The following is an 18,514-nucleotide window of genomic DNA, read 5'->3' as shown; positions in this document are numbered from 1 at the left end:
GAGATGGGCCGCGAATGTCGGGTCGTCCTAGCAAGATCGCGCGCGGGGGCCAAATCGCGCGGCGTCACATCGCGTTGCCCTTTGCTACCGCTTCATGCTCTTGGCGCCCGCCGGGTTGCGCCTTAAGCCGACGCCATGACCACGCTCGCCCCCGCCCAAACCAAGGTTTCAAGCTGGCTGTTTGATCATGCCCTGCCTTTGTGGGGCGAACGGGGCGTGGACGCGCAGGGTCGCTTCTTCGAGCAGATGGATTTCAACGGGTGGCCTGTCACGGGCGCGCGCCGTCGAACTCGAGTGCAGGCGCGCCAGATCTATGTCTTCTGCGAAGCCGCCGCCCTGGGCTGGGAACGGGGTCGCGCGGTGGCGCAGGCCGGGTTGGATGGCATGATCGCGACGTGCCGTCGCGAGGACGGCCTTTGGGTCGCCGCCACCGATGATACGGGGGCGGTGCTGGATGAAACGCCCGACCTCTATGACATGGCCTTCGTCCTCTTCTCGCTGGCCGCGGCGCACCGGGTGCTGGGCGATCCGCGTGCGCGACCGCTGGCGCTGGAGACGCTGGCGAAGATCGAGGAGATGATGGCCGCCCCTCGCGGCGGTTGGCAGGAGGCCTTGCCGCCGCGCCTGCCGCGCCGACAGAACCCGCATATGCATCTGCTAGAAGCCATGCTGGCCTGGCAGGCGACCGCGCCCGATCCCGCTTTCGAGGTGGCCGCTCGTGTGTCGCTGGATCTGTGCCGAACCCGTTTCCTGATCAATGGCGCCGTCCACGAGTATTTCACGCAGGACTGGGCGCTGGATCCTGGCACAGGCCACATCCTAGAACCGGGTCATTTCGAGGAATGGGCCTGGCTGCTGAGCCAGGCCAAGGTCGCGGGACTGGATACGGCCGAGGCGGCCGAAGGGCTGCACCGTCGCGCCGTCGCCCAAGGTATCAAGGGCGGTTTCATGATCCGCGAGATGGATGCTTCAAGCGCCCCCATCGATGCAGGACGGCGCCTGTGGTGCCAGACCGAGGCGATCCGTTCGGCCCTGCTGTTCGACGACGCGGGCGCGGTCGATCTGATCGACGCGACGTTCGACACCCATTTGGCGACCACCGTCCCTGGTTTGTGGGTGGACAGCTACGATGCGGACGGACTTTCGCGTGATGAGTTTGTGCCCGCCTCAAGCCTCTATCACCTGATGACGGCCTTCACCGAAATACTGGCGCGCAAGTCATGACGGGCGTTCCTGCCGCCTTTCTGGACCGCGATGGGGTGCTGATCGAGGACAGCGGCTATCCGCATCGGCCCGAGGATTTGAAGCTGATCCCCGGCGCGGCGGCGGCTGTGCGACGCATGAACCAGGGCGGCTATCGCACCGTCATCGTCACCAACCAGTCGGGCGTGGCGCGAGGTCTGTTCAGCGAAGCGCAGATGGAGGCCTTCAATGACTTGCTGGTCGCCCGGTTGGCCGATAACGGCGCGATCATCGACGCCGTCTATGCCGCCCCCTTCCACCCCGAGGCGGTCGAGGCGCGTTATCGCCATCCCGATCATCCCGACCGCAAGCCCAATCCCGGCATGTTGCTGCGCGCGATCGCCGAGCACGATCTGGACCCGGCGCGGTCCTTCATCATCGGCGACCAGAAGCGCGATCTGCAGGCTGGCGAACGGGCAGGCGTGGCGGGGTTCCTGTTCGAGGGCGGCGATCTGGACGCCTTCGTGCGCGACGTGGTCGGCCTCTAAAACCGGCCGTCGCATTTCCTCGCCTGGTGAATTACTCTGATCGAAAATCGGAGGAGATCGCCAATGAGCGCGCAACATCCATTCGTAGAACGGCGCTGGACCTCGCCGGATGGCCTCAGCCTGTTCGCGCGTGATTATGCGCCCGGTCCCGGCGTCGCGCGTCCGCCGGTCATCGCCATTCATGGCCTGACCCGCAACAGCGCCGATTTCGAAGCCATCGCGCCGCTGCTGGCCCAGAGCGGGCGGAGGGTGCTGGCGGTGGATGTGCGGGGGCGCGGCCGATCGGATCGTGCGCCCGATCCGATGACCTACATGCCGGATGTGTATGCGCGCGACGTGCTGGCGCTGATGGAGCAGGCAGGCATCGACCGTGCCATCTTCCTCGGCACCTCGGCCTCGCCCGGCTCGATATAGACCTCAAGCGCGTGCGTCTCGCCCAGCCGGCGCAGGAAGGCCGCCAGATCGTCGCGTCTGTAATCGGCCCGCGTGACATGGTGCCCGCCGCCCAAGTTGATCCACTTCAGATCGGCCAGCAGGGGCGCCAACGTCGGCTCTACCGCCGCCCAGATCCGCTCCAGCGGCTCGAACCCCTGTTCGCACAGGGCGTGGATGTGCAGGCCGTCCACGCTGTCCAGATGTTCCGGTTTCAGCTGCGACACCGGAAACCCCAGGCGCGAGCCGAACTGGCAGGGATCGTATTTGGCGACCTCGGCCTCGGAATGCTCGGGGTTCAGCCTCAGGCCGATGTCGAACGTCTCGCCCTCGCCGCGCGCCGTGGCGATCATGTCGGCGAACCGGGCGATCTGGTCCGGGGCGTTGAAGATCACCGTGTCCGACAGACGCAGGATCTCTGGCAGGTCCGCTGGCTTGTAGGCCGGCGAATATGTGGTCAGGTGCCCCCTGTAGAACTCCCGCGCCAGCCGCGCCTCCCACAGGCCCGAGGCGCAGACGCCGTCGAGGTATTCCCCGACGACATCGGCCAGCGACCACATGGAAAAGGCCTTCAGGGCCAGCAGAACCCTCGCGTTTCCACGCGCGCCCACGTCCTTGAGGATCGACAGGTTACGACGCACCGCCGCCTCGTCGACCACGAAGGCGGGCGACGGAACGCGGTTCAGATCGAACCGGGCGAAGGCGCCCGGTTCGCCGGCTTGTGTCTGCATAGCCATGGTCTGAGCCTTAGAAGTCGAGAGGGGCGTCCAGGTCCTGAACCTTCCACGGCAGGCCGTGCTTGTTCAGCATGTCCATGAAGGGATCGGGATCCAGCTGTTCCATGTTGAACACGCCCGCGCCCTTCCACTGGCCGGTCAGCATCAGGGCCGCACCGATCATGGCCGGCACGCCGGTGGTGTAGCTGACGGCCTGGTTGCCGGTCTCGGCATAGGCTTCCTGGTGATCGCAGATGTTGTTGACGTAGACCGTCTTCTTGACCCCGTCCTTCACGCCCGTGGCGATGGTGCCGATATTGGTCTTGCCCTTGGTGATCGGACCCAGCGACGACGGTTCGGGCAGCAGGGCCTTCAGGAACTCGATCGGGATGATCTCGCGGCCCTGGAACATCATCGGCTCGATCGAGGTCATGCCGATGTTTTCCAGCACTTCGAGGTGCTTCAGATAGCTGTCGCCGAACGTCATCCAGAAGCGGATGCACTTGATCTCGGGGTAGAATTTCGCCAGCGATTCCAGCTCCTCATGATACATGAGGTACATGTTCTTCTGACCCACGCCCTCGAAGTCGAAGACCTGTTTGTGGCTCAGCGCCGGGCCCTCGACCCACTGGCCGTCGGCCCAGTGACGCGACGGGGCGGTCACTTCGCGCAGGTTGATCTCGGGGTTGAAGTTGGTCGCGAACGGCAGGCCCGTGTCGCCGCCGTTGCAGTCCAGGATGTCCAGCGTCTCGATGGAATCCAGCAGGTGCTTCTTGGTGTAGGTGGCGAAGACCGAGGTCACGCCGGGATCGAAGCCCGAGCCCAGCAGCGCCATCAGACCGGCTTTCTCGAACCGCTCCTGATAGGCCCACTGCCACTTGTATTCGAACTTGGCCTCGTCGCGCGGCTCGTAGTTGGCGGTGTCGAGATAGTTCACGCCGGCGGCCAGGCAGGCGTCCATGATCGCCAGGTCCTGGTAGGGGAGGGCCAGGTTGACGACCAGTTCGGGCTGAACCTGTTTGATCAGGGCGGTGGTCGCCGCGACGTCGTCGGCGTCGATGGCGGCGGTGTCGATGGTGACGCCAAAGCGCGACTTCACGGAGGCGGCGATTGCGTCACACTTGGACTTGGTGCGGCTCGCCAGGGTGATATGCGAGAAGATGTCCGCATTCATCGCCATCTTGTGGACGGCCACCGAACTGACGCCGCCTGCGCCGATAACCAGCACCTTGCTCATGCGTGCTTCTCCTGAAGTCAAAAACTTTGGCGACATCGCCGCCCCTATAAAGGGCGGGGCTCTTAGCACGATGATGACAATCCGCTAAATGCCGTGACGAAGATCAGGATTAAAGCGTGACCGACTCGCTCCGGTTGCCTTCCACCTTGTTTTCCTCCATAAGCCGCCGCTTCCGACGCAAGTGAACCTGCGTCTCCACCCACACGACAGCTCTCGCAGGAGAGAACGAGGTGGGCGAGAACCCTCCGCCGACGTGATCGTCGCCGGGGGCCGTTGTCGTATGGAGCCGTTTCACCCGTCGCCACGAGGTAGTGAATGTTCGAGGCTCTGAACGAGCGGCTGACAGGCGTCTTCGACCGGATCACCGGGCGCGGCGCCCTGTCCGAAAAGGACGTCGCCGAGGCGATGCGCGAAGTGCGCGTGGCCCTGCTTGAGGCCGACGTCGCCCTGCCCGTCGTCAAGGAATTCATCGCCTTCGCCACCGAGCGCGCGACGGGCGAAGAGGTCATCCGTTCGGTCCGCCCCGCCGATCAGGTGGTCAAGATCGTCTATGACGGCCTGATCGAGATGCTGGGCGGCGAAGAGCCGGTCCCGCTGAACACCAACGCCAGTCCGCCCGCCGTGGTGCTGATGGCCGGCCTGCAGGGCTCGGGCAAGACCACGACCTCGGCCAAGTTGGCGCTGCGTCTGACCAAGTTCGATCGCAAGAAGGTCATGATGGCCTCGCTGGACACGCGTCGTCCGGCCGCGATGGAACAGCTGGCCCAGCTGGGCAAACAGATCGACGTCGCCGTCCTGCCCATCGTGGCGGGCGAGAGCGCGGTCCAGATCACGCGCCGGGCGCTGCAATCGGCCAAGCTTCAGGGCTTCGATGTCCTGATCCTCGACACCGCCGGCCGCATCACCCTGGACGAAGGGCTGATGAACGAGGTGGCCGAGGTCGCCGCGATCTCTCAGCCCATCGAAACCCTGCTGGTCGCCGACAGCCTGACCGGCCAGGACGCGGTGCGCACCGCCGCCGCCTTCCACGCGCGGCTGCCCCTGACCGGCCTCGTCCTGACCCGCGCCGACGGCGACGGTCGCGGCGGCGCCATGCTGTCGATGCGGGCCGTCACCGGCTTGCCGATCAAATATCTGGGCGCCGGCGAAAAGGTCGACGCCCTGGACGTGTTCGACGCCCGCCGCGTCGCCGGCCGCATCCTGGGCCAGGGCGATATCGTCGCCCTGGTCGAAAAGGCCAGCCAGGACCTGGATCAGGCCAAGGCCGAGAAGATGGCCCGGAAACTGGCCAAGGGTCAGTTCGACCTGGACGACCTCGCCGGCCAGCTTCAGCAGATGAAGCGGATGGGCGGTCTTCAGGGCATCATGGGCATGCTGCCCGGCGTGGCCAAGATGAAGGGTCAGATGGCCGAGAGCGGCATCGACGACCGCATGATTCTGCGCCAGGAAGCCATCATCTCCTCGATGACCAAGGCCGAGCGCAAGAAGCCGGACCTGCTGAACGCCAGCCGCAAGAAGCGTATCGCCGCCGGCGCCGGCGTGGACGTCCAGGACGTGAACCGGGTTCTGAAGCAGCACCGTCAGATGGCCGATGTGGTCAAGTCGATGGCGCGCGGCGGACCCAAGAAGATGCAGCAGATGGCCGCCATGCTGGGCGGCCTCGGCGGCGGCGGCATCCCCGGAATGGGGGGCGGCGGCCCAGATCTGAACCGATTGAAGGCCCTGGGCGGCGGCAAGACGCCGGAAGCCAGCGCCGACGACCTGAAAGCCATCCAGGACCGGCTCGCCGGATTGGGTGGCGGACAACTTCCGGGGGGGCTGCCTGGCCTTCCGGGCTTCCCTCCCAAGAAATAACGACTTCCTAGAAAGAGACCTGAAAATGCTGAAGATTCGTCTGGCCCGCGGCGGCGCCAAGAAGCGCCCCTACTATCACATCGTCGTCGCCGACTCGCACTCGCCCCGCGACGGCAAGTTCATCGAGAAGGTCGGCAGCTACAACCCGATGCTGCCCAAGGACGGCGCCACCCCGCGCGTCGCCCTGAAGGTCGAGCGTATCGCCGAATGGCTCGGCAAGGGCGCCCAGCCGACCGACCGCGTCGCGCGCTTCCTGTCGCAGGACGAGACCCTGGGCCAGAAGGTCAAGTGGACCCAGTCGAACAACCCGAACAAGGCCCAGCCCGGCAAGAAGGCGCAAGAGCGCGCCGCTGAACGCGCCCAGCGCGAAGCCGACCGCCTGGAAGCCGAAGCCGCCGCCAAGGTCGAGGCCGCTGAAGCCGCCGCCCGCGCCAAGGAAGAAGCCGCCGCCGCTGCCGCTGCTCCGGCTGTCGAAGAAGCTCCGGCTGAAGAAGCGCCTGCTGCTGAAGCCGCCGCCGAAGAGGCTCCGGCTGCTGAAGAAGCGACCGAAGAAAAGACCGAAGCCTAAGCCTTTCGGTTTGACGATGATCGAGGCGGCGTCTTTCGACGCCGCCTTTTTCATGCGCTAAGGACGACCATGACCACGGACAGCAGATTGATCCTCGTCGGCCAGATCGGCGGCGCTTTCGGCGTGCGGGGCGAGGTGCGGGTGACCGCCTTCACCGCCGATCCCCTGGCCCTGACCGCCTATGGCCCGCTGCTGCGTGCCGACGGCACGGTGGCCCTGACCCTGACCTCGACGCGGCCCGACAAGGCCGGCGTCGTCGGCCGGGCCAAGGAGATCACGACCAAGGAACAGGCCGACGCCCTACGCGGCCTGAAGCTGCACGTCCCTCGCGACCGCTTCCCTGAGCCGGACGAGGACGAATTCTATCTTGCCGACCTGTTGGGCGTCGAGGTCCGCGACACGGCAGGCGCCGTCCTGGGCACGGTCAAGTCGGTCCAGAATTTCGGCGCCGACGACATGCTGGAAATCGTCCCCGCGACGGGCGGCCCGACCTGGTATCTGCCCTTCACCAAGGAAGCGACGCCCGAACTGCACCTGGCCGACGGCTGGCTTCTGGCCGTGCCGCCGACCGAGGTGGGCGAGCGCGAGCCCGACTAGGCGTCTTCGACCGGGGCGTCGCCGACGTGCTTCTTGATCGACTCGATCGCGCGCTTGGCGCCCGACTTGTCGGAATAGCCTTCGGTCGAAAAGATGATTTCGGAATTGTATTTGAAGCGGACCCGGTATTCGCCAGCCTTGTCCTGATAGACTTCGAACTTGTGCGCCATCGGGCGTCTCCATTCCTACGACCTGTGATCGGTCACGGCCAAGCTGGCATCGTCTGCGGTACGGTTCCAGACACAAGCCCGCGATCAAATCGTGCCGATGACAGTTGCGAACCTCGCGCGCGACCCCGACATGGATGTTCATCACCAAGTCGAGGCTGAACGCATGACCGACCTGTCCGCCTTCCCGATCACCCAGCGCTGGCCGGCCCAGCATCCCGACCGGCTCCAGCTCTATTCGCTGCCCACGCCCAATGGGGTGAAGGTTTCGATCATGCTGGAGGAGATCGGCCTGGCCTATGAGCCGCACCTGATCGACATCATGGCCAACGAGACCTGGGGGCCGGAATATCTGTCGTTGAACCCCAACGGCAAGATCCCCGCCATCCTCGACCCGAACGGTCCGGGCGGCCAGCCGCTGGCCCTGTTCGAATCCGGCGCCATCCTGATCTATCTGGCGGAAAAGACCGGCAAGCTGCTCTCGGCCGATCCGGCGACCCGCTACGAGACGATCCAATGGGTCATGTTCCAGATGGGCGCCATCGGCCCGATGTTCGGTCAGTTGGGCTTCTTCCACCGCTTCGCCGGCAAGGATTACGAGGACAAGCGCCCGCGCGACCGCTACGTCGCCGAAAGCCGCCGCCTGCTGGGCGTGCTGGAGACGCAGCTTGAAGACCGGGACTGGATTGTCGGAGACTACTCCATCGCCGATGTCGCCACCCTGGGCTGGGTCCGCAACCTGATCGGCTTCTACGAGGCGGGCGAGATCGTTGGATTTGCGGACTTCCCGCGCGTCGCCGCCTGGCTGGAACGGGGTTTGGCGCGTCCCGCCGTTCAAAGCGGATTGGAGATTCCGGCGCGTCACTGAACCGTCGTGCCCGGCGGGCATTATCTGACGACACAAACAGGAGCGCGACCGATGGGTATCTTCTCTTCGATTTGGAACAAGATCACGGGCCACAAGCCGAAAGCGGCCCCCGCACCGGCGCCTACGCCGACCGCTGGTGTCACGCCGACGCCCGCAACTGCTGCCCCGACCGCCGCTCCGGCCCTGCCGCCCGTCGATGTCGAGGCGGTGCTCAGCGATCTGGCGGCATCCAAGGGCGGCGGCGGCAACTGGCGCACGTCGATCGTCGATCTGTTGAAGTTGCTGGACCTGGATTCCAGCTTGGCGGCTCGCAAGGAACTGGCGGAAGAGCTGAACGTCCATGCCGGCGAGCACGGCTCCGCCGAACAGAACATCGCCTTGTCCAAGGCGGTCTGGAAGAAGCTGGCCGAAAACGGCGGTCAGGTGCCGGCGTCGCTGCGCGACTAACGCGCCTCAGGCAGCGCGAAGCGCGATAGGCTAAAAAGAGAGGTGCTGGGTCAGGCCTGCGGTCTGATCCAGCGTCCGGCGGCCAAGGCCGCAAAGCCGACGACTAGGCCCCAGAAGGCCGACCCCACTCCGAACATTGCCAGACCTGAAGCCGTCGCGGCGAACGTCAGCACGGCGGCGTCTCGTGACGCCGTCTCAGACATCATCCCTTGCAGCGCGCCCGTCAGCGGCGCGACCAAAGCCAGGCCCGTCACAGCCGCCAGCACGGCCGGTGGCATGGCGATAAACAGCCCGGCCAGTGGCGCGGCGAACAGGGCCACGATCAGATAGAAGCCGCCATAGATCACGCCAACGACCCAACGTCGCGCGGGATCGGGATGGGCGTCAGGCCCGGTGCAGATCGCCGCCGTGATGGCCGCCAGATTGACCCCATGTCCGCCGAACGGAGCGATCAACAGGCTGGCGACGCCGGTGGACAGGATCAGACGGTTGGCGGGAGGTGGATAGCCCGCGCTCTGCAACACGACCAGCCCCGGCAGGTTCTGCGCCGCCAGCGTTACCAGAAACAACGGAAAGCCCAGGCTGACGGCCGCCTTCCAGTCGAACACGGGAACCACCGACTCCAGATGGCCGAACAGGCCCGTCCCGGCGGGCAGGGCCAACTGTCCCCGCATCGCCAGCACGGCAAAGGCCGCCGCCAATATGGTCGGCAGGGTCCAGACCGGCCACAGGCGCCGAAAGATCAGGAACAGGGCGATCAGGCCGACGACCAGCACCGTCTCGTCCGGCACGACCTTGAACAGCCGCAGCACGAAGGGCAGCAGCACCCCCGCCAGCATGGCCGAGGCGATGGCCGCCGGTATCCGCGCCGCCAGCCGCCCCAACGTCGGGATCAGGCCGGTCAGGATCATCAGCAGGGCGGCGAAGACGAAGGCGCCGATGGCTGTCGGCCATAACAGGCCCAGGGTCGAGGCCGCCAGCAGGGCCGCCCCCGGCGTCGACCAGGCCAAGACGACGGGGATCCTCAACCGCCAGCTCAGCAGGGCGCCCGGCACGCCGATGCCCAGGCACAGGGCCGTCACCATCGACCCGATCTGACCGGCGTCCGCGCCCAACGCCTGTCCCGCCTGCACGACCAGGGCGACCGTGCCGCCGAACCCGATCACCGTCGCCACGGCGGCGGACGAGAAGGCGGAAGCGGGCAGGGCGCGCATGGAAAAGGCCGGAGCAGTCATGCCCCGGCCTTAAACCGTCACCGTGAAGGCTGGAAGGGCCTGATCAGGCCTCCCCGATCAACCTTCCATGTCGTCCGGCAGGCCCACGGCGTGGAAGCCCGCGTCGACGTGGACGACCTCGCCCGTGGTGGAACGCCCGAGGTCCGAGCACAGCCACAGGGCCGCGCCGGCGACGCCCTCCATCGAGGTCTCTTCCTTGATCAGCGAGAACTGCGCCGACTTGGAGTGCAGGCCGCGCCCGCCCGAGATGCCGGCCAGCGACAAGGTGCGCATGGCCCCGGCCGAGATGGCGTTGACGCGGATGTTCTTGGGTCCCAGGTCGCGCGCGATATAGCGGGTCGCCGCCTCCAGCGCGGCCTTGGCCACGCCCATGGTGTTGTAGTTCGGGATGACCCGCTCGGACCCCAGATAGGTCAGGGTGATCAGGCTGCCGCCGTTCGGCATCAGCTTGGCCGCGCGCTTGGACACGTCCACGAAGCTGAAGGCCGAGATGTTCATGGCCAGAAGGAAGCTGTCGCGCGTGGTGTTGTCCACAAAGCTGCCCTTCAACTCGTCCTTGTTGGCGAAGGCCACCGAATGGACGACGAAGTCGATCGTGCCGAAGGTCTTTTCCAGCTCGGCGAAGGCGGCGTCCATCGAGGCGTCGTCGGTGACGTCGGCCGGGATCAACAGCTTGGCGCCGACGCTCTCGGCCAGGGGGCGCACGCGGCGCTCCAGGCTCTCGCCCATATAGGTGAAGGCCAGTTCCGCGCCCTGGGCCGCCAGCTGCGAGGCGATGCCCCATGCGATGGAGCTGGAGTTCGCCACGCCCATGATCAGGCCCTTCTTGCCCTTCATGAGGTCGCCTGTCGGCATGTCCCAGCCTTCGGAAGTGGCCATGGTTCGTCTCCTGATGATTTGGCGGAGGGTTAGCAGGGTGAAGAGGCGCGCTCAACGCCTCTCCATCTTGTCTACAGCAGGCCCGAGATCACTGCGCGCGCGGCCTCGCCCAGGTCGGGGCGTTTCAGGGCCAGGGCGACATTGGCCTTCAGCAGGCCGATCTTGTCGCCGCAGTCGTGGGTCACGCCCACATATTCGACGGCGGTGAAGGCCTGGTGCTGCATCAACCGCGCCATGGCGTCTGTCAGCTGAATCTCGCCGCCTGCGCCGCTTTCCTGCGTCGCCAGCAGGTCGAAGATTTCCGGCTGCAGGATGTAGCGTCCCGAGATCGACAGGTTGGACGGCGCCGTTCCGGCGACGGGCTTTTCGACCATTCCCTTCATGACGATACGCGAGCCGTCGCGGCTTACCGGATCGACGATGCCGTATTTGTGGGTTTGTTCTTCGGGGACGGACTCAACCCCGATGATGTTGCCGCCGGTCTCGGCATAGACCTCGGCCAGTTGTTTCAGGGCGCCCGGCTGCGAATCCACGATCACGTCGGGCAGGATGACGGCGAACGGCTCATGGCCGATAATGTCGCGCGCGCACCAGACCGCGTGGCCCAGGCCCTTGGGCTGCATCTGGCGGGTGAAGCTCATCTCGCCGGCGGACGCCAGTTCGGCGTTCATCATCTCGAGGATTTCGATCTTGCCCTTGGCCAGCAGCTGGGCTTCCAGCTCGATCTGGTGATCGAAATAGTCCTCGATGGCGCCCTTGGAGCGGCCGGTGACGAAGACGATGTGCTCGATCCCGGCTTCGCGCGCCTCTTCGACGATGTAGGACAGGATCGGTCGATCAACGACGTTCAGCAGTTCCTTGGGCGTGGTCTTGGTGCCGGGGAGGACGCGGGTGCCGAGGCCCGCGACGGGCAATACGGCCTTGCGCAGGCGCGCGGGCGTGGTGGTCATCAATATTTCCTGACAGCTATCCCGCCCCTTCTAGCCGGTGCGGACCGGCGAAAGAAGGGGCGGGACGGCCGTCGGGTTCCGCCTTACTTGGCGGGGCGCGTCATGGGGGTCATGGCGGCGATGGTCGCGCGCTGGGCCAGCAGTTGATCTTCCGGCAGCGGGATCAGGCCGCGGTCGGCCAGATAGCCGCCCTTGCCGGCCGAACCTTCCGACAGGAACTCCTGCACGAACTGCTGCAGGCCCGGAATGACGCCGATGTGAGCCTTCTTCACATAGATGTAGAGGCTGCGCGACAGCGGGTATTCACCGCTGGCGATGGTGTCGGCGGTGGGCGACACGCCGTCGATGGTTTCGGCCTTCACCGTGTCCAGGTTCTGTTCCAGGAAGGAATAGCCGAACACGCCCAGCGAGCCCGGCGTGCGGGTCAGGGTCTGGACGATGGCGTTGTCGTTCTCGCCCGAGTCGATCCAGGCGCCGTCCTCGCGCAGGGTGTGGGCGATGCCCTCGAACCGGTCCTTGTCGCCTTCGATCGCCTTGACGGCCGGCACCAGCTTGGCGCCCGGCGTCATGCCCAGCTCCAGGAAGGCGTCGCGCGTGCCCGAGGTGGGCGGCGGGCCATAGACCTGGATGCGCTGGTTCGGCAGGCCGGCGTTGACCTGGTTCCAGATCTTGGCCGGGTTGGCGACGAAGGTCCCGTTCGGGCCCGGAACTTCCTTGGCCAAGCCTTCGTACAGGTCGTTCAGTTCGAAGTTGAAGCCGTTGCCATTGCGGGCCGTGGCGATGACGATGCCGTCGAAGCCGATCTTGATCTCGACGATGTCGGTGACGCCGTTCTTGGCGCACAGATCGAACTCGGACTGCTTCATCTGACGCGAAGCGTTGGCGATGTCCGGGGTGGTCGGGCCGACGCCCTGGCAGAAGGCCTGAATGCCGCCGCCGGTGCCCAGCGATTCGACGCGGGGCGCCGCGCCGTTGGAGGCGCGGGCGAAGGTCTCGGCGACGCGCGTGGCGAAGGGGAAGACGGTGGACGAGCCGGCCGCCCAGATCCCGGCGCGCGTGCCGGAGGCCGACCCGCCGCCGCTATCGCCGCAGGCGGCCAAGGCCAGAAGGGCGGCGGCCGAAGCCGCCAGTTTCAGTGTGCGGATCATCCTGGGCTCTCCCTGAGCATCGATTTCGGGATGCTTAGAGCAGAGGATTATGACAGTCCCGCGAACGGGACTGTCGCCGCTACAGCAGGCGGCGACGCATGACCTGCGACAGGGTGTCGATCAGGGTCACGGCGACGACCACGACGATCACGATGGCTGACACGGCCCGGAAGTCGAAGGCGTTCATGCTGTCGAACAGCACCTGACCGATGCCGCCCGCGCCGATCAGGCCGAGCACCGTCGCTGAACGGCTGTTGGATTCGAAGCGATACAGGGCGAACGAAGTCCACAGCGGCGCGACCTGAGGCAACACGCCCCATACGATCTCGTGCAGCTTGCCGGCGCCGGTGGCGCGCACGCCCTCGACGGGGCCCTTGTCGATCGACTCGACGGCTTCGGAAAACAGCTTGGCCAGCACGCCGGCCGTGTTCAGGGTGATGGCCAGGACGCCGGCCAGCGGCCCCAGGCCCACGGCGGTCACGAACAGCAGGCCGATGACCAGATCGGGCACCGAACGCAGCAGGTTCATCACCCAGCGCACCGGCGTCACGATCCAGACGGGTGCGATGTTGCGCGCGGCGGCCAGACCCAGCGGAACGCCCAGGAAGACGGCCAGGAAGGTGCCCCACAGGGCGATCTGCACCGTCTCCCACATCTTGGCGACGAACATCTTCCAGTCGCCGAAATCGGGCCGCAGCAGGTCGTGCACGAACAACTGGGTGCTCTCGTTGTCGGAGAACAGGCGCGAGATGTTGCGCAGATCGACGGCGTCGATGCTGTAGAGCAGGACGGCTGCCACGCCGCCCCACACCAGGATGTCGGCCGCCCACGCCAGGGTGGATTTCTTGGGCGCCTCAGGGATGGAGAGGGCGGGGGACGTGACTGCGGTCAAGGCCGGACCTCACGCAGGCTGCGCAGGCGTTGAAGCTCGCGCTCGGCGGCGGCAGCGGCGGTCGTGTCGCCCTTGGCGCGCGCATCGCCCAGCTTCTGGTCGGCGATCATCTCGCGGATCGGGTCCAGATAGCTGTCGTCGGCGGCGGCGAAGCGGGAATATTCCAAGTCGGCCAGAACCTTGCGCTGACGCTCGGCCTCGGCGCCTTCGCCTTGGCCATAGGTCAGGAAGAAGCTGCGGATTTTTTCCTTCAGCGCCGGGTCCAAATCCTCGCGCACGACGATGCCGCTCTCGGGGATGGGGGGCGAGGTCCAGATTTCCTCGATCTGGCCGGCCAGTTGCGGGTTCTCGCGGCGCATGAAGACGGTGTTGACGCTGTTGGACGTGGCCACTTCGATCACGCCGGTGGCGACGCCAAAGGCGTTGGCCTGGTGGTTGGCCGAGCGCACGGTTTTGAAGCACTGGGCCGGGACGACGCCGCGCGGATTGAACAGGAAGGTCAGCGGGGCCAGGGTGCCCGACGTCGACTGGGCGTCGCCGATGCCGAAGTTGTACTGCTTGCCGCACGCCATGACCTTATCCAGCGTGATGCCCGAGCCCTTCTTGACGATCAGGGTCGACTGATAGCTGTCCAGACCTTCGCGGTTGACGGTGCGGGCGATGACCTCGGCCTTGGCGCGGTCGATGGCCTCGACCTCGGGCTTGGCCGAGAACCAGCCGACCTGGGTGTGGTTGCCGCGCATGGCCTCGACCAGAACCGTATAGTTCGAGCCGAAATAGGGTTTGACCGGCACGCCGATGGCCTTGGACATGTCGTCCAGCAGCGGCTGCCACATCGGGCCGGACGAGGCCTGGCCCTCGGCCGACAGGATCGAGAAGGTGATCTCGGTCGGCGCGCCGCCGGCCTTCTTGTCGTCACCGCCGCCACAGGCCGCCAGGCCCATGATCATGACGGCCGCGCCGGCAGCCGCCATCAGACGACGTGTGGGGGAAAAACGGGACAGGCTCATGCCTTGGTCTCCCAGAACGCGTCCTCGAATTCGGGACCGTAGATTTCGATCAGACGTTGTTGGTCCAGCGCCGTTGACGGACCGTCATAGACGATCTTGCCGCCCTGCAGGGCGATGACGCGGTCGCAGTAGCGGATGGCGTAGTCGACCTGGTGCAGGGTGACGATCACGCCCATCCCGTCGCGCTTGTTCAGCTCGACCAGCAGTTCCATCACCTTGCGCGCGGACACCGGGTCCAGCGAGGCGACGGGTTCGTCGGCCAAGATGGCCTTGGCGCCCTGCACGATGGCGCGGGCGATGGCGCCGCGTTGCTGCTGGCCGCCGGAAAGGGTGTTGGCGCGCTGGGCGGCGTAGTCGGACACCCCGACGCGGTGCAGGGCCGCCATGGCCTTGTCCTTGTCCGCCTGGGGCCAGGCCCCCAGCAGACCCTTCCACGCGGGCAGGCGCCCGAGCGCGCCCAGCATGACGTTGGAGAACAGGCTGAGCCGGCCGACCAGATTGAACTGCTGGAAGATCATGCCCAGCTTGCCGCGCGCCTTGCGCACGGAGCCGGTGACCCGGCCGTCCTTCTGCACCGTCTCGCCGAACACCTGGATCGTGCCCTTGCCCGCATCGATCGACTGCAGGCCGGTGATGGAGCGGAGCAGGGTGGACTTGCCCGAACCGGACGGACCGATCAGGGCGACCATTTCGCCGGAGGCCACGGAAATCGAGACGCCGTCCAGCGCCTTTCGCGATCCGAAGGTCTTCGACACGTCGCGCGCCAGGACGAGCCCGGGGGAGACGGCGGCTGCGGATGAACTCATGAACTCGCTAGGAGGCTGTGGCGAAGGGGCGCCGCATGACGCGACGAAGGCGTCTAGGCAAGGCCTTAATCGCACACGGCGTGCGACCTCGTCCATAGCCGACCCATTCAGCGGCCTTCAGCCGCGGCCTCGACCCGTGAGACATCGGCAGGGATCGGCAGGACCGCGCGGCATCTTTCCAGCGCCTCCTGCGTGAGGGTTTCGATGGCCGGCCTCAGCGCCGGTATCGTTGCAAGCGCCCTGAGGCCTTTTTGCAGTCTGATGGAAACCGCCAGGTCGCCCGCCCCGTAGCGCGCTACGGGGCCGAACACGTCGTCCAGAAGGTCGGCGTCGACGATGCCCGGCACGAACAGCCGGTCGCGAACAGGCGTCTGCTTTTCCACCGCCGCATCGCCTGCCCAGATGTCGAGAAGGCGTACGCCGCTGGATATGACCTGAATCGCGGTTCCAGGATCGTTCACGCCGGGCGACAGGGCCTTGGCTGCGATCTCGCCCAGCACGATCAGGCCGAAGCGGGGATCCTGATCGTATGAGCGCGAATCTCCGATCGTGAAGGCGGATCGAAAATCATCCTGCGCACGGTCGTCGCAGGTCGGCAGGCTGATGCGCGCCAGCACGCCCCCGCGCCGCACCAGTGCGCCAGGTGCGGCGACCACCTCGACTTCGCAATCGCGCGCCTCGGCCATCGCCTGAAGACGTGCGGGATCGACGTTCTGGACATAGCCGGTGGCGTGGGCCTTGACCTCGGCTCCCGCTGAAAGGTGTCCCCGCCTGCCCCCAAGAAGCGGAAGGTCGCGGCGCTGCGTCAGGGCGTCGAGCGCATAGCCCTCAACCAGATCGATCATGTGACCTACCCGGGCCAGGCTCGACAGTCTGTTGATCCAGGCGAGCAGCCGAAACGCCACCAGCCCAACCATCGCCAGGCTGAACAGGAACAGGATGGCTCGGCCGTTCTGGCCGTAATAATGGGCGTTGATCGCCGTCACCGCGACAATGGCGTAGAGAAAGGCGCCGACGAAGGTGGCCAGGGACTTCTGCGTCTCCTCGTCGCTGGTCACCAGGGCGGCGACCCTCGGACTGGCTGCTGACGATACGGAGGTATAGGCCGTGACCATGGCCCCGACCGAAAACGTCGCCACGCCCAGCAGGCTGGACGCCAGGATCGTCAGTATCGATTCCACTGACTGGCCGCCCAGTCGCTCGGCCATCGGGGCGGGAACCCATGGCGCCAGGAAGACGGCCAGCAGCGCCGCAGCCACCCCGACGCCCGCATAGGCCGTCGCGCGCACCCAAAGCTGGCGTTTCAACTTGCGCCACAAGAATATCCAGCGGTTCATTCACGCCTCCAGGCTGCTGAACGGGAAGGAACGGCCAAGGTTGCCGCCATGACGGGGTTTCATGGGGTGGACGGACATTTGTGACAGTCGAGCCGTGGCCAAACCCAGGCCCTGCCACGAAAAAACCCCTTTACATGACAGTTCGAAGTCCCCATATCGCGCCTTCCGGCGGACCCCGTAGGTCCTTTCTGCGCCGCTAACGCCGGTCTGGGTTTAACAATTAGCAGGGGGTTACGTGAATTGCGCACGTATCAGCTTCCCCTGGACCTGGTCCGTGAGCGGTCCCCTGAACGTCCCGTCGCCCTCGTGCGACCGCGTTCGGTTTCCGTAGCGGCGCGCTGGTTCCAGGATAATCTAAAGGCCGACGTCTTCTATGCCGTGAAGGCCAATCCGTCGCGTTGGGTCGTCGAGACCCTGATCGAGGCGGGCGTTCGCGGTTTCGACGTGGCGTCCATCGCCGAGATCGAGCTGGTTCGCTCGGTCAGCCATGACGTGCGTCTGGCCTTCATGCACCCGGTCAAGAGCCGGTCTGCGATCACCAAGGCCTATTTCGATCACGGCGTGCGGACCTTCTCGCTCGACTGCGTCGATGAGCTGAACAAGATCCTCGACGCCACCGGCGGCGCGGACGACCTGAACCTGATCGTGCGGATGGCCGTCTCGGCCGACGGCGCGGCCTATACGCTTTCGGGCAAGTTCGGCGTTTCGGCGGATCAGGCTCCGGCCCTTCTGATGGAAACCCGTCAGGCGGTGAAGGAAGGCCTGATGGGCGTTTCGTTCCACGTCGGCAGCCAGTGCATGCGCCCGACCGCCTACCAGGCCGCCATGGCCCAGGTCGGCCGGTCGATCAGCCGCGCGGGCGTCATCGTGGACATCGTCGATGTCGGCGGCGGTTTCCCCTCGGTCTATCCGGGCATGGTCCCGCCGGACATGAGCGAATACGCCGACGCCATCCATCGTGGCTTCAACGACATGCCCGTGTCGGAAACGACCGAGCTGTGGTGCGAGCCCGGCCGGGCGCTGGTCGCCGAGTCCTCGTCGATCCTGGCCCGCGTCGATCTGCGCAAGGGCGACGCCCTGTATCTGAACGACGGCTCGTACGGCTCACTGTTCGACGCAACCCATTCGCGCTGGCCCTTCCCGACCAAGCTGGTTCGGGACGGCGAAGCGGCGAGCGATCTGAAGGCGTTCCAGTTCTACGGCCCGACCTGCGATTCCATCGACCATATGCCAGGCCCGTTCTGGCTGCCGGCCGATGTGCGCGAAGGCGACTTCATCGAGATCGGCATGCTGGGCGCCTATGGCGTTGCGATGTCGACCGGCTTCAACGGCTATGGCGAGCATGATCTCGCCGTGGTTGAGGACGCCCCGATGGCCTCGCTCTATGGTCTGGCCCCGCGCTCCATCCCGACCGTGCGCACCACGGCGGAAGAGAACGCCCGCAAGGTCGTGCGCCTGTCACGTCCCAAGGGTAAGGCCGGTCAGCGCAAGTCGCGCCGGAAGTAGGTCGCTCCAACCCCATCCGTCATCCTCGGGCTCGACCCGAGGATCGGGCTGTCCGCGACTCCCGTTGCGGGACGTTCGCGCCGGCGCGTCAGACCCTCGGATCAAGTCCGAGGGTGACGGTTTGAGGCTGTAAGT

Annotated in this window: 20 protein-coding genes; 9 read left to right on the top strand and 11 right to left on the bottom strand. The window is 66.1% G+C overall.

The genetic code is table 11. The features are described from left to right. Nucleotides 1-135 precede the first annotated feature (135 nt). The 3 genes from CHRYSEO8AT_RS04775 (at nt 136) to CHRYSEO8AT_RS04765 (ending at nt 2,144) form a co-directional block, all read left to right on the top strand. Nucleotides 136-1,224: an AGE family epimerase/isomerase gene (locus CHRYSEO8AT_RS04775; protein ID WP_159846989.1), complete on the top strand. Its 1,089-nt coding sequence runs from the start codon at nt 136-138 to the stop codon at nt 1,222-1,224. Continuing rightward, nucleotides 1,221-1,730: an HAD-IIIA family hydrolase gene (locus CHRYSEO8AT_RS04770; protein ID WP_159846986.1), complete on the top strand. Its 510-nt coding sequence runs from the start codon at nt 1,221-1,223 to the stop codon at nt 1,728-1,730. Before CHRYSEO8AT_RS04775 ends, CHRYSEO8AT_RS04770 begins: the two co-directional genes overlap by 4 nt. 63 nt (nt 1,731-1,793) lie before the next feature. Continuing rightward, nucleotides 1,794-2,144 (top strand): alpha/beta fold hydrolase, encoded by a 351-nt coding sequence (locus CHRYSEO8AT_RS04765; protein ID WP_201304360.1) that lies wholly within the window; start codon nt 1,794-1,796, stop codon nt 2,142-2,144. Here the strand turns inward: CHRYSEO8AT_RS04765 and CHRYSEO8AT_RS04760 are convergent. Both CHRYSEO8AT_RS04760 and CHRYSEO8AT_RS04755 read right to left on the bottom strand, forming a co-directional pair. Beyond that, nucleotides 2,039-2,899: a hypothetical protein gene (locus CHRYSEO8AT_RS04760; protein WP_236547424.1), complete on the bottom strand. Its 861-nt coding sequence runs from the start codon at nt 2,897-2,899 to the stop codon at nt 2,039-2,041. The genes CHRYSEO8AT_RS04765 and CHRYSEO8AT_RS04760 overlap by 106 nt on opposite strands. A 10-nt stretch (nt 2,900-2,909) precedes the next feature. Continuing rightward, entirely contained in the window at nt 2,910-4,115 is a 1,206-nt protein-coding gene (locus CHRYSEO8AT_RS04755) for a saccharopine dehydrogenase family protein (protein ID WP_159846983.1), read from the bottom strand. A 315-nt stretch (nt 4,116-4,430) separates the two neighbouring features. Here CHRYSEO8AT_RS04755 and ffh point away from each other — a divergent pair, with 315 nt between their 5' ends. From ffh to rimM, 3 genes are all read left to right on the top strand, one after another. Further along, the gene (gene ffh, locus CHRYSEO8AT_RS04750; protein WP_159846980.1) at nt 4,431-5,969 is read left to right on the top strand and encodes a signal recognition particle protein; all 1,539 of its coding nucleotides are present in this window, start codon (nt 4,431-4,433) and stop codon (nt 5,967-5,969) included. Nucleotides 5,970-5,994: 25 nt separating this feature from the next. Next, a complete protein-coding gene (gene rpsP / locus CHRYSEO8AT_RS04745) occupies nt 5,995-6,537 on the top strand; it encodes a 30S ribosomal protein S16 (protein ID WP_159846977.1) in 543 nt (180 codons plus the stop codon). Between the two features lie 69 nt (nt 6,538-6,606). Next, the gene (gene rimM, locus CHRYSEO8AT_RS04740; RefSeq protein WP_159846974.1) at nt 6,607-7,134 is read left to right on the top strand and encodes a ribosome maturation factor RimM; all 528 of its coding nucleotides are present in this window, start codon (nt 6,607-6,609) and stop codon (nt 7,132-7,134) included. Here rimM and CHRYSEO8AT_RS04735 read toward each other — a convergent pair. Beyond that, entirely contained in the window at nt 7,131-7,304 is a 174-nt protein-coding gene (locus CHRYSEO8AT_RS04735; RefSeq protein ID WP_087120843.1) for a DUF1508 domain-containing protein, read from the bottom strand. The two genes, rimM and CHRYSEO8AT_RS04735, sit on opposite strands and share 4 nt — an antisense overlap. Before the next feature lie 163 nt (nt 7,305-7,467). Between CHRYSEO8AT_RS04735 and CHRYSEO8AT_RS04730 the strand changes: the two genes are divergently transcribed. Together CHRYSEO8AT_RS04730 and CHRYSEO8AT_RS04725 are read left to right on the top strand one after the other, a co-directional pair. Further along, nucleotides 7,468-8,169 carry a glutathione S-transferase N-terminal domain-containing protein gene (locus CHRYSEO8AT_RS04730; RefSeq protein ID WP_159846971.1) on the top strand — a complete coding sequence of 234 codons (702 nt, stop codon included), beginning with the start codon at nt 7,468-7,470 and terminating at the stop codon, nt 8,167-8,169. A gap of 51 nt (nt 8,170-8,220) precedes the next feature. Continuing rightward, entirely contained in the window at nt 8,221-8,616 is a 396-nt protein-coding gene (locus CHRYSEO8AT_RS04725) for a DUF3597 family protein (protein ID WP_159846968.1), read from the top strand. Nucleotides 8,617-8,666: 50 nt separating this feature from the next. On the opposite strand, the gene CHRYSEO8AT_RS04720 is transcribed toward CHRYSEO8AT_RS04725, so the two are convergent. From CHRYSEO8AT_RS04720 to CHRYSEO8AT_RS04685, 8 genes are all read right to left on the bottom strand, one after another. Then, nucleotides 8,667-9,851: a benzoate/H(+) symporter BenE family transporter gene (locus tag CHRYSEO8AT_RS04720; protein ID WP_236547423.1), complete on the bottom strand. Its 1,185-nt coding sequence runs from the start codon at nt 9,849-9,851 to the stop codon at nt 8,667-8,669. A 57-nt stretch (nt 9,852-9,908) separates the two neighbouring features. Next, entirely contained in the window at nt 9,909-10,706 is a 798-nt protein-coding gene (locus tag CHRYSEO8AT_RS04715; RefSeq protein WP_201304488.1) for an enoyl-ACP reductase, read from the bottom strand. A gap of 95 nt (nt 10,707-10,801) precedes the next feature. Then, the gene (gene galU / locus CHRYSEO8AT_RS04710; RefSeq protein ID WP_159846962.1) at nt 10,802-11,680 is read right to left on the bottom strand and encodes a UTP--glucose-1-phosphate uridylyltransferase GalU; all 879 of its coding nucleotides are present in this window, start codon (nt 11,678-11,680) and stop codon (nt 10,802-10,804) included. An 83-nt stretch (nt 11,681-11,763) separates the two neighbouring features. Continuing rightward, nucleotides 11,764-12,828, bottom strand: coding sequence for a substrate-binding domain-containing protein (locus CHRYSEO8AT_RS04705; protein WP_159846959.1), 1,065 nt, complete (start codon nt 12,826-12,828; stop codon nt 11,764-11,766). A 79-nt stretch (nt 12,829-12,907) separates the two neighbouring features. Next, nucleotides 12,908-13,720, bottom strand: a complete 813-nt coding sequence (phnE, locus tag CHRYSEO8AT_RS04700; protein WP_159846956.1) for a phosphonate ABC transporter, permease protein PhnE — start codon at nt 13,718-13,720, stop codon at nt 12,908-12,910. Further along, the gene (gene phnD / locus CHRYSEO8AT_RS04695) at nt 13,717-14,730 is read right to left on the bottom strand and encodes a phosphate/phosphite/phosphonate ABC transporter substrate-binding protein (RefSeq protein ID WP_159846953.1); all 1,014 of its coding nucleotides are present in this window, start codon (nt 14,728-14,730) and stop codon (nt 13,717-13,719) included. The genes phnE and phnD overlap by 4 nt, the downstream gene beginning before the upstream one ends. Then, on the bottom strand, nt 14,727-15,536 hold the full coding sequence (gene phnC / locus CHRYSEO8AT_RS04690; protein WP_159846950.1) for a phosphonate ABC transporter ATP-binding protein: 810 nt from the start codon (nt 15,534-15,536) through the stop codon (nt 14,727-14,729). Before phnC ends, phnD begins: the two co-directional genes overlap by 4 nt. A 107-nt stretch (nt 15,537-15,643) precedes the next feature. Continuing rightward, nucleotides 15,644-16,873, bottom strand: a complete 1,230-nt coding sequence (locus CHRYSEO8AT_RS04685) for a DUF2254 domain-containing protein (protein WP_159846946.1) — start codon at nt 16,871-16,873, stop codon at nt 15,644-15,646. Between the two features lie 240 nt (nt 16,874-17,113). On the opposite strand from CHRYSEO8AT_RS04685, the gene CHRYSEO8AT_RS04680 reads away from it, so the two are divergent. Then, nucleotides 17,114-18,379: a type III PLP-dependent enzyme gene (locus tag CHRYSEO8AT_RS04680; RefSeq protein ID WP_159846943.1), complete on the top strand. Its 1,266-nt coding sequence runs from the start codon at nt 17,114-17,116 to the stop codon at nt 18,377-18,379. Nucleotides 18,380-18,514: the final 135 nt, after the last annotated feature.

It is taken from the genome of Brevundimonas sp. G8 (genome assembly GCF_902506205.1).
Lineage (GTDB): Bacteria > Pseudomonadota > Alphaproteobacteria > Caulobacterales > Caulobacteraceae > Brevundimonas.
Note: the sequence above shows the minus strand (reverse complement) of the source record. Positions and strands in the feature narration are given on the sequence as shown.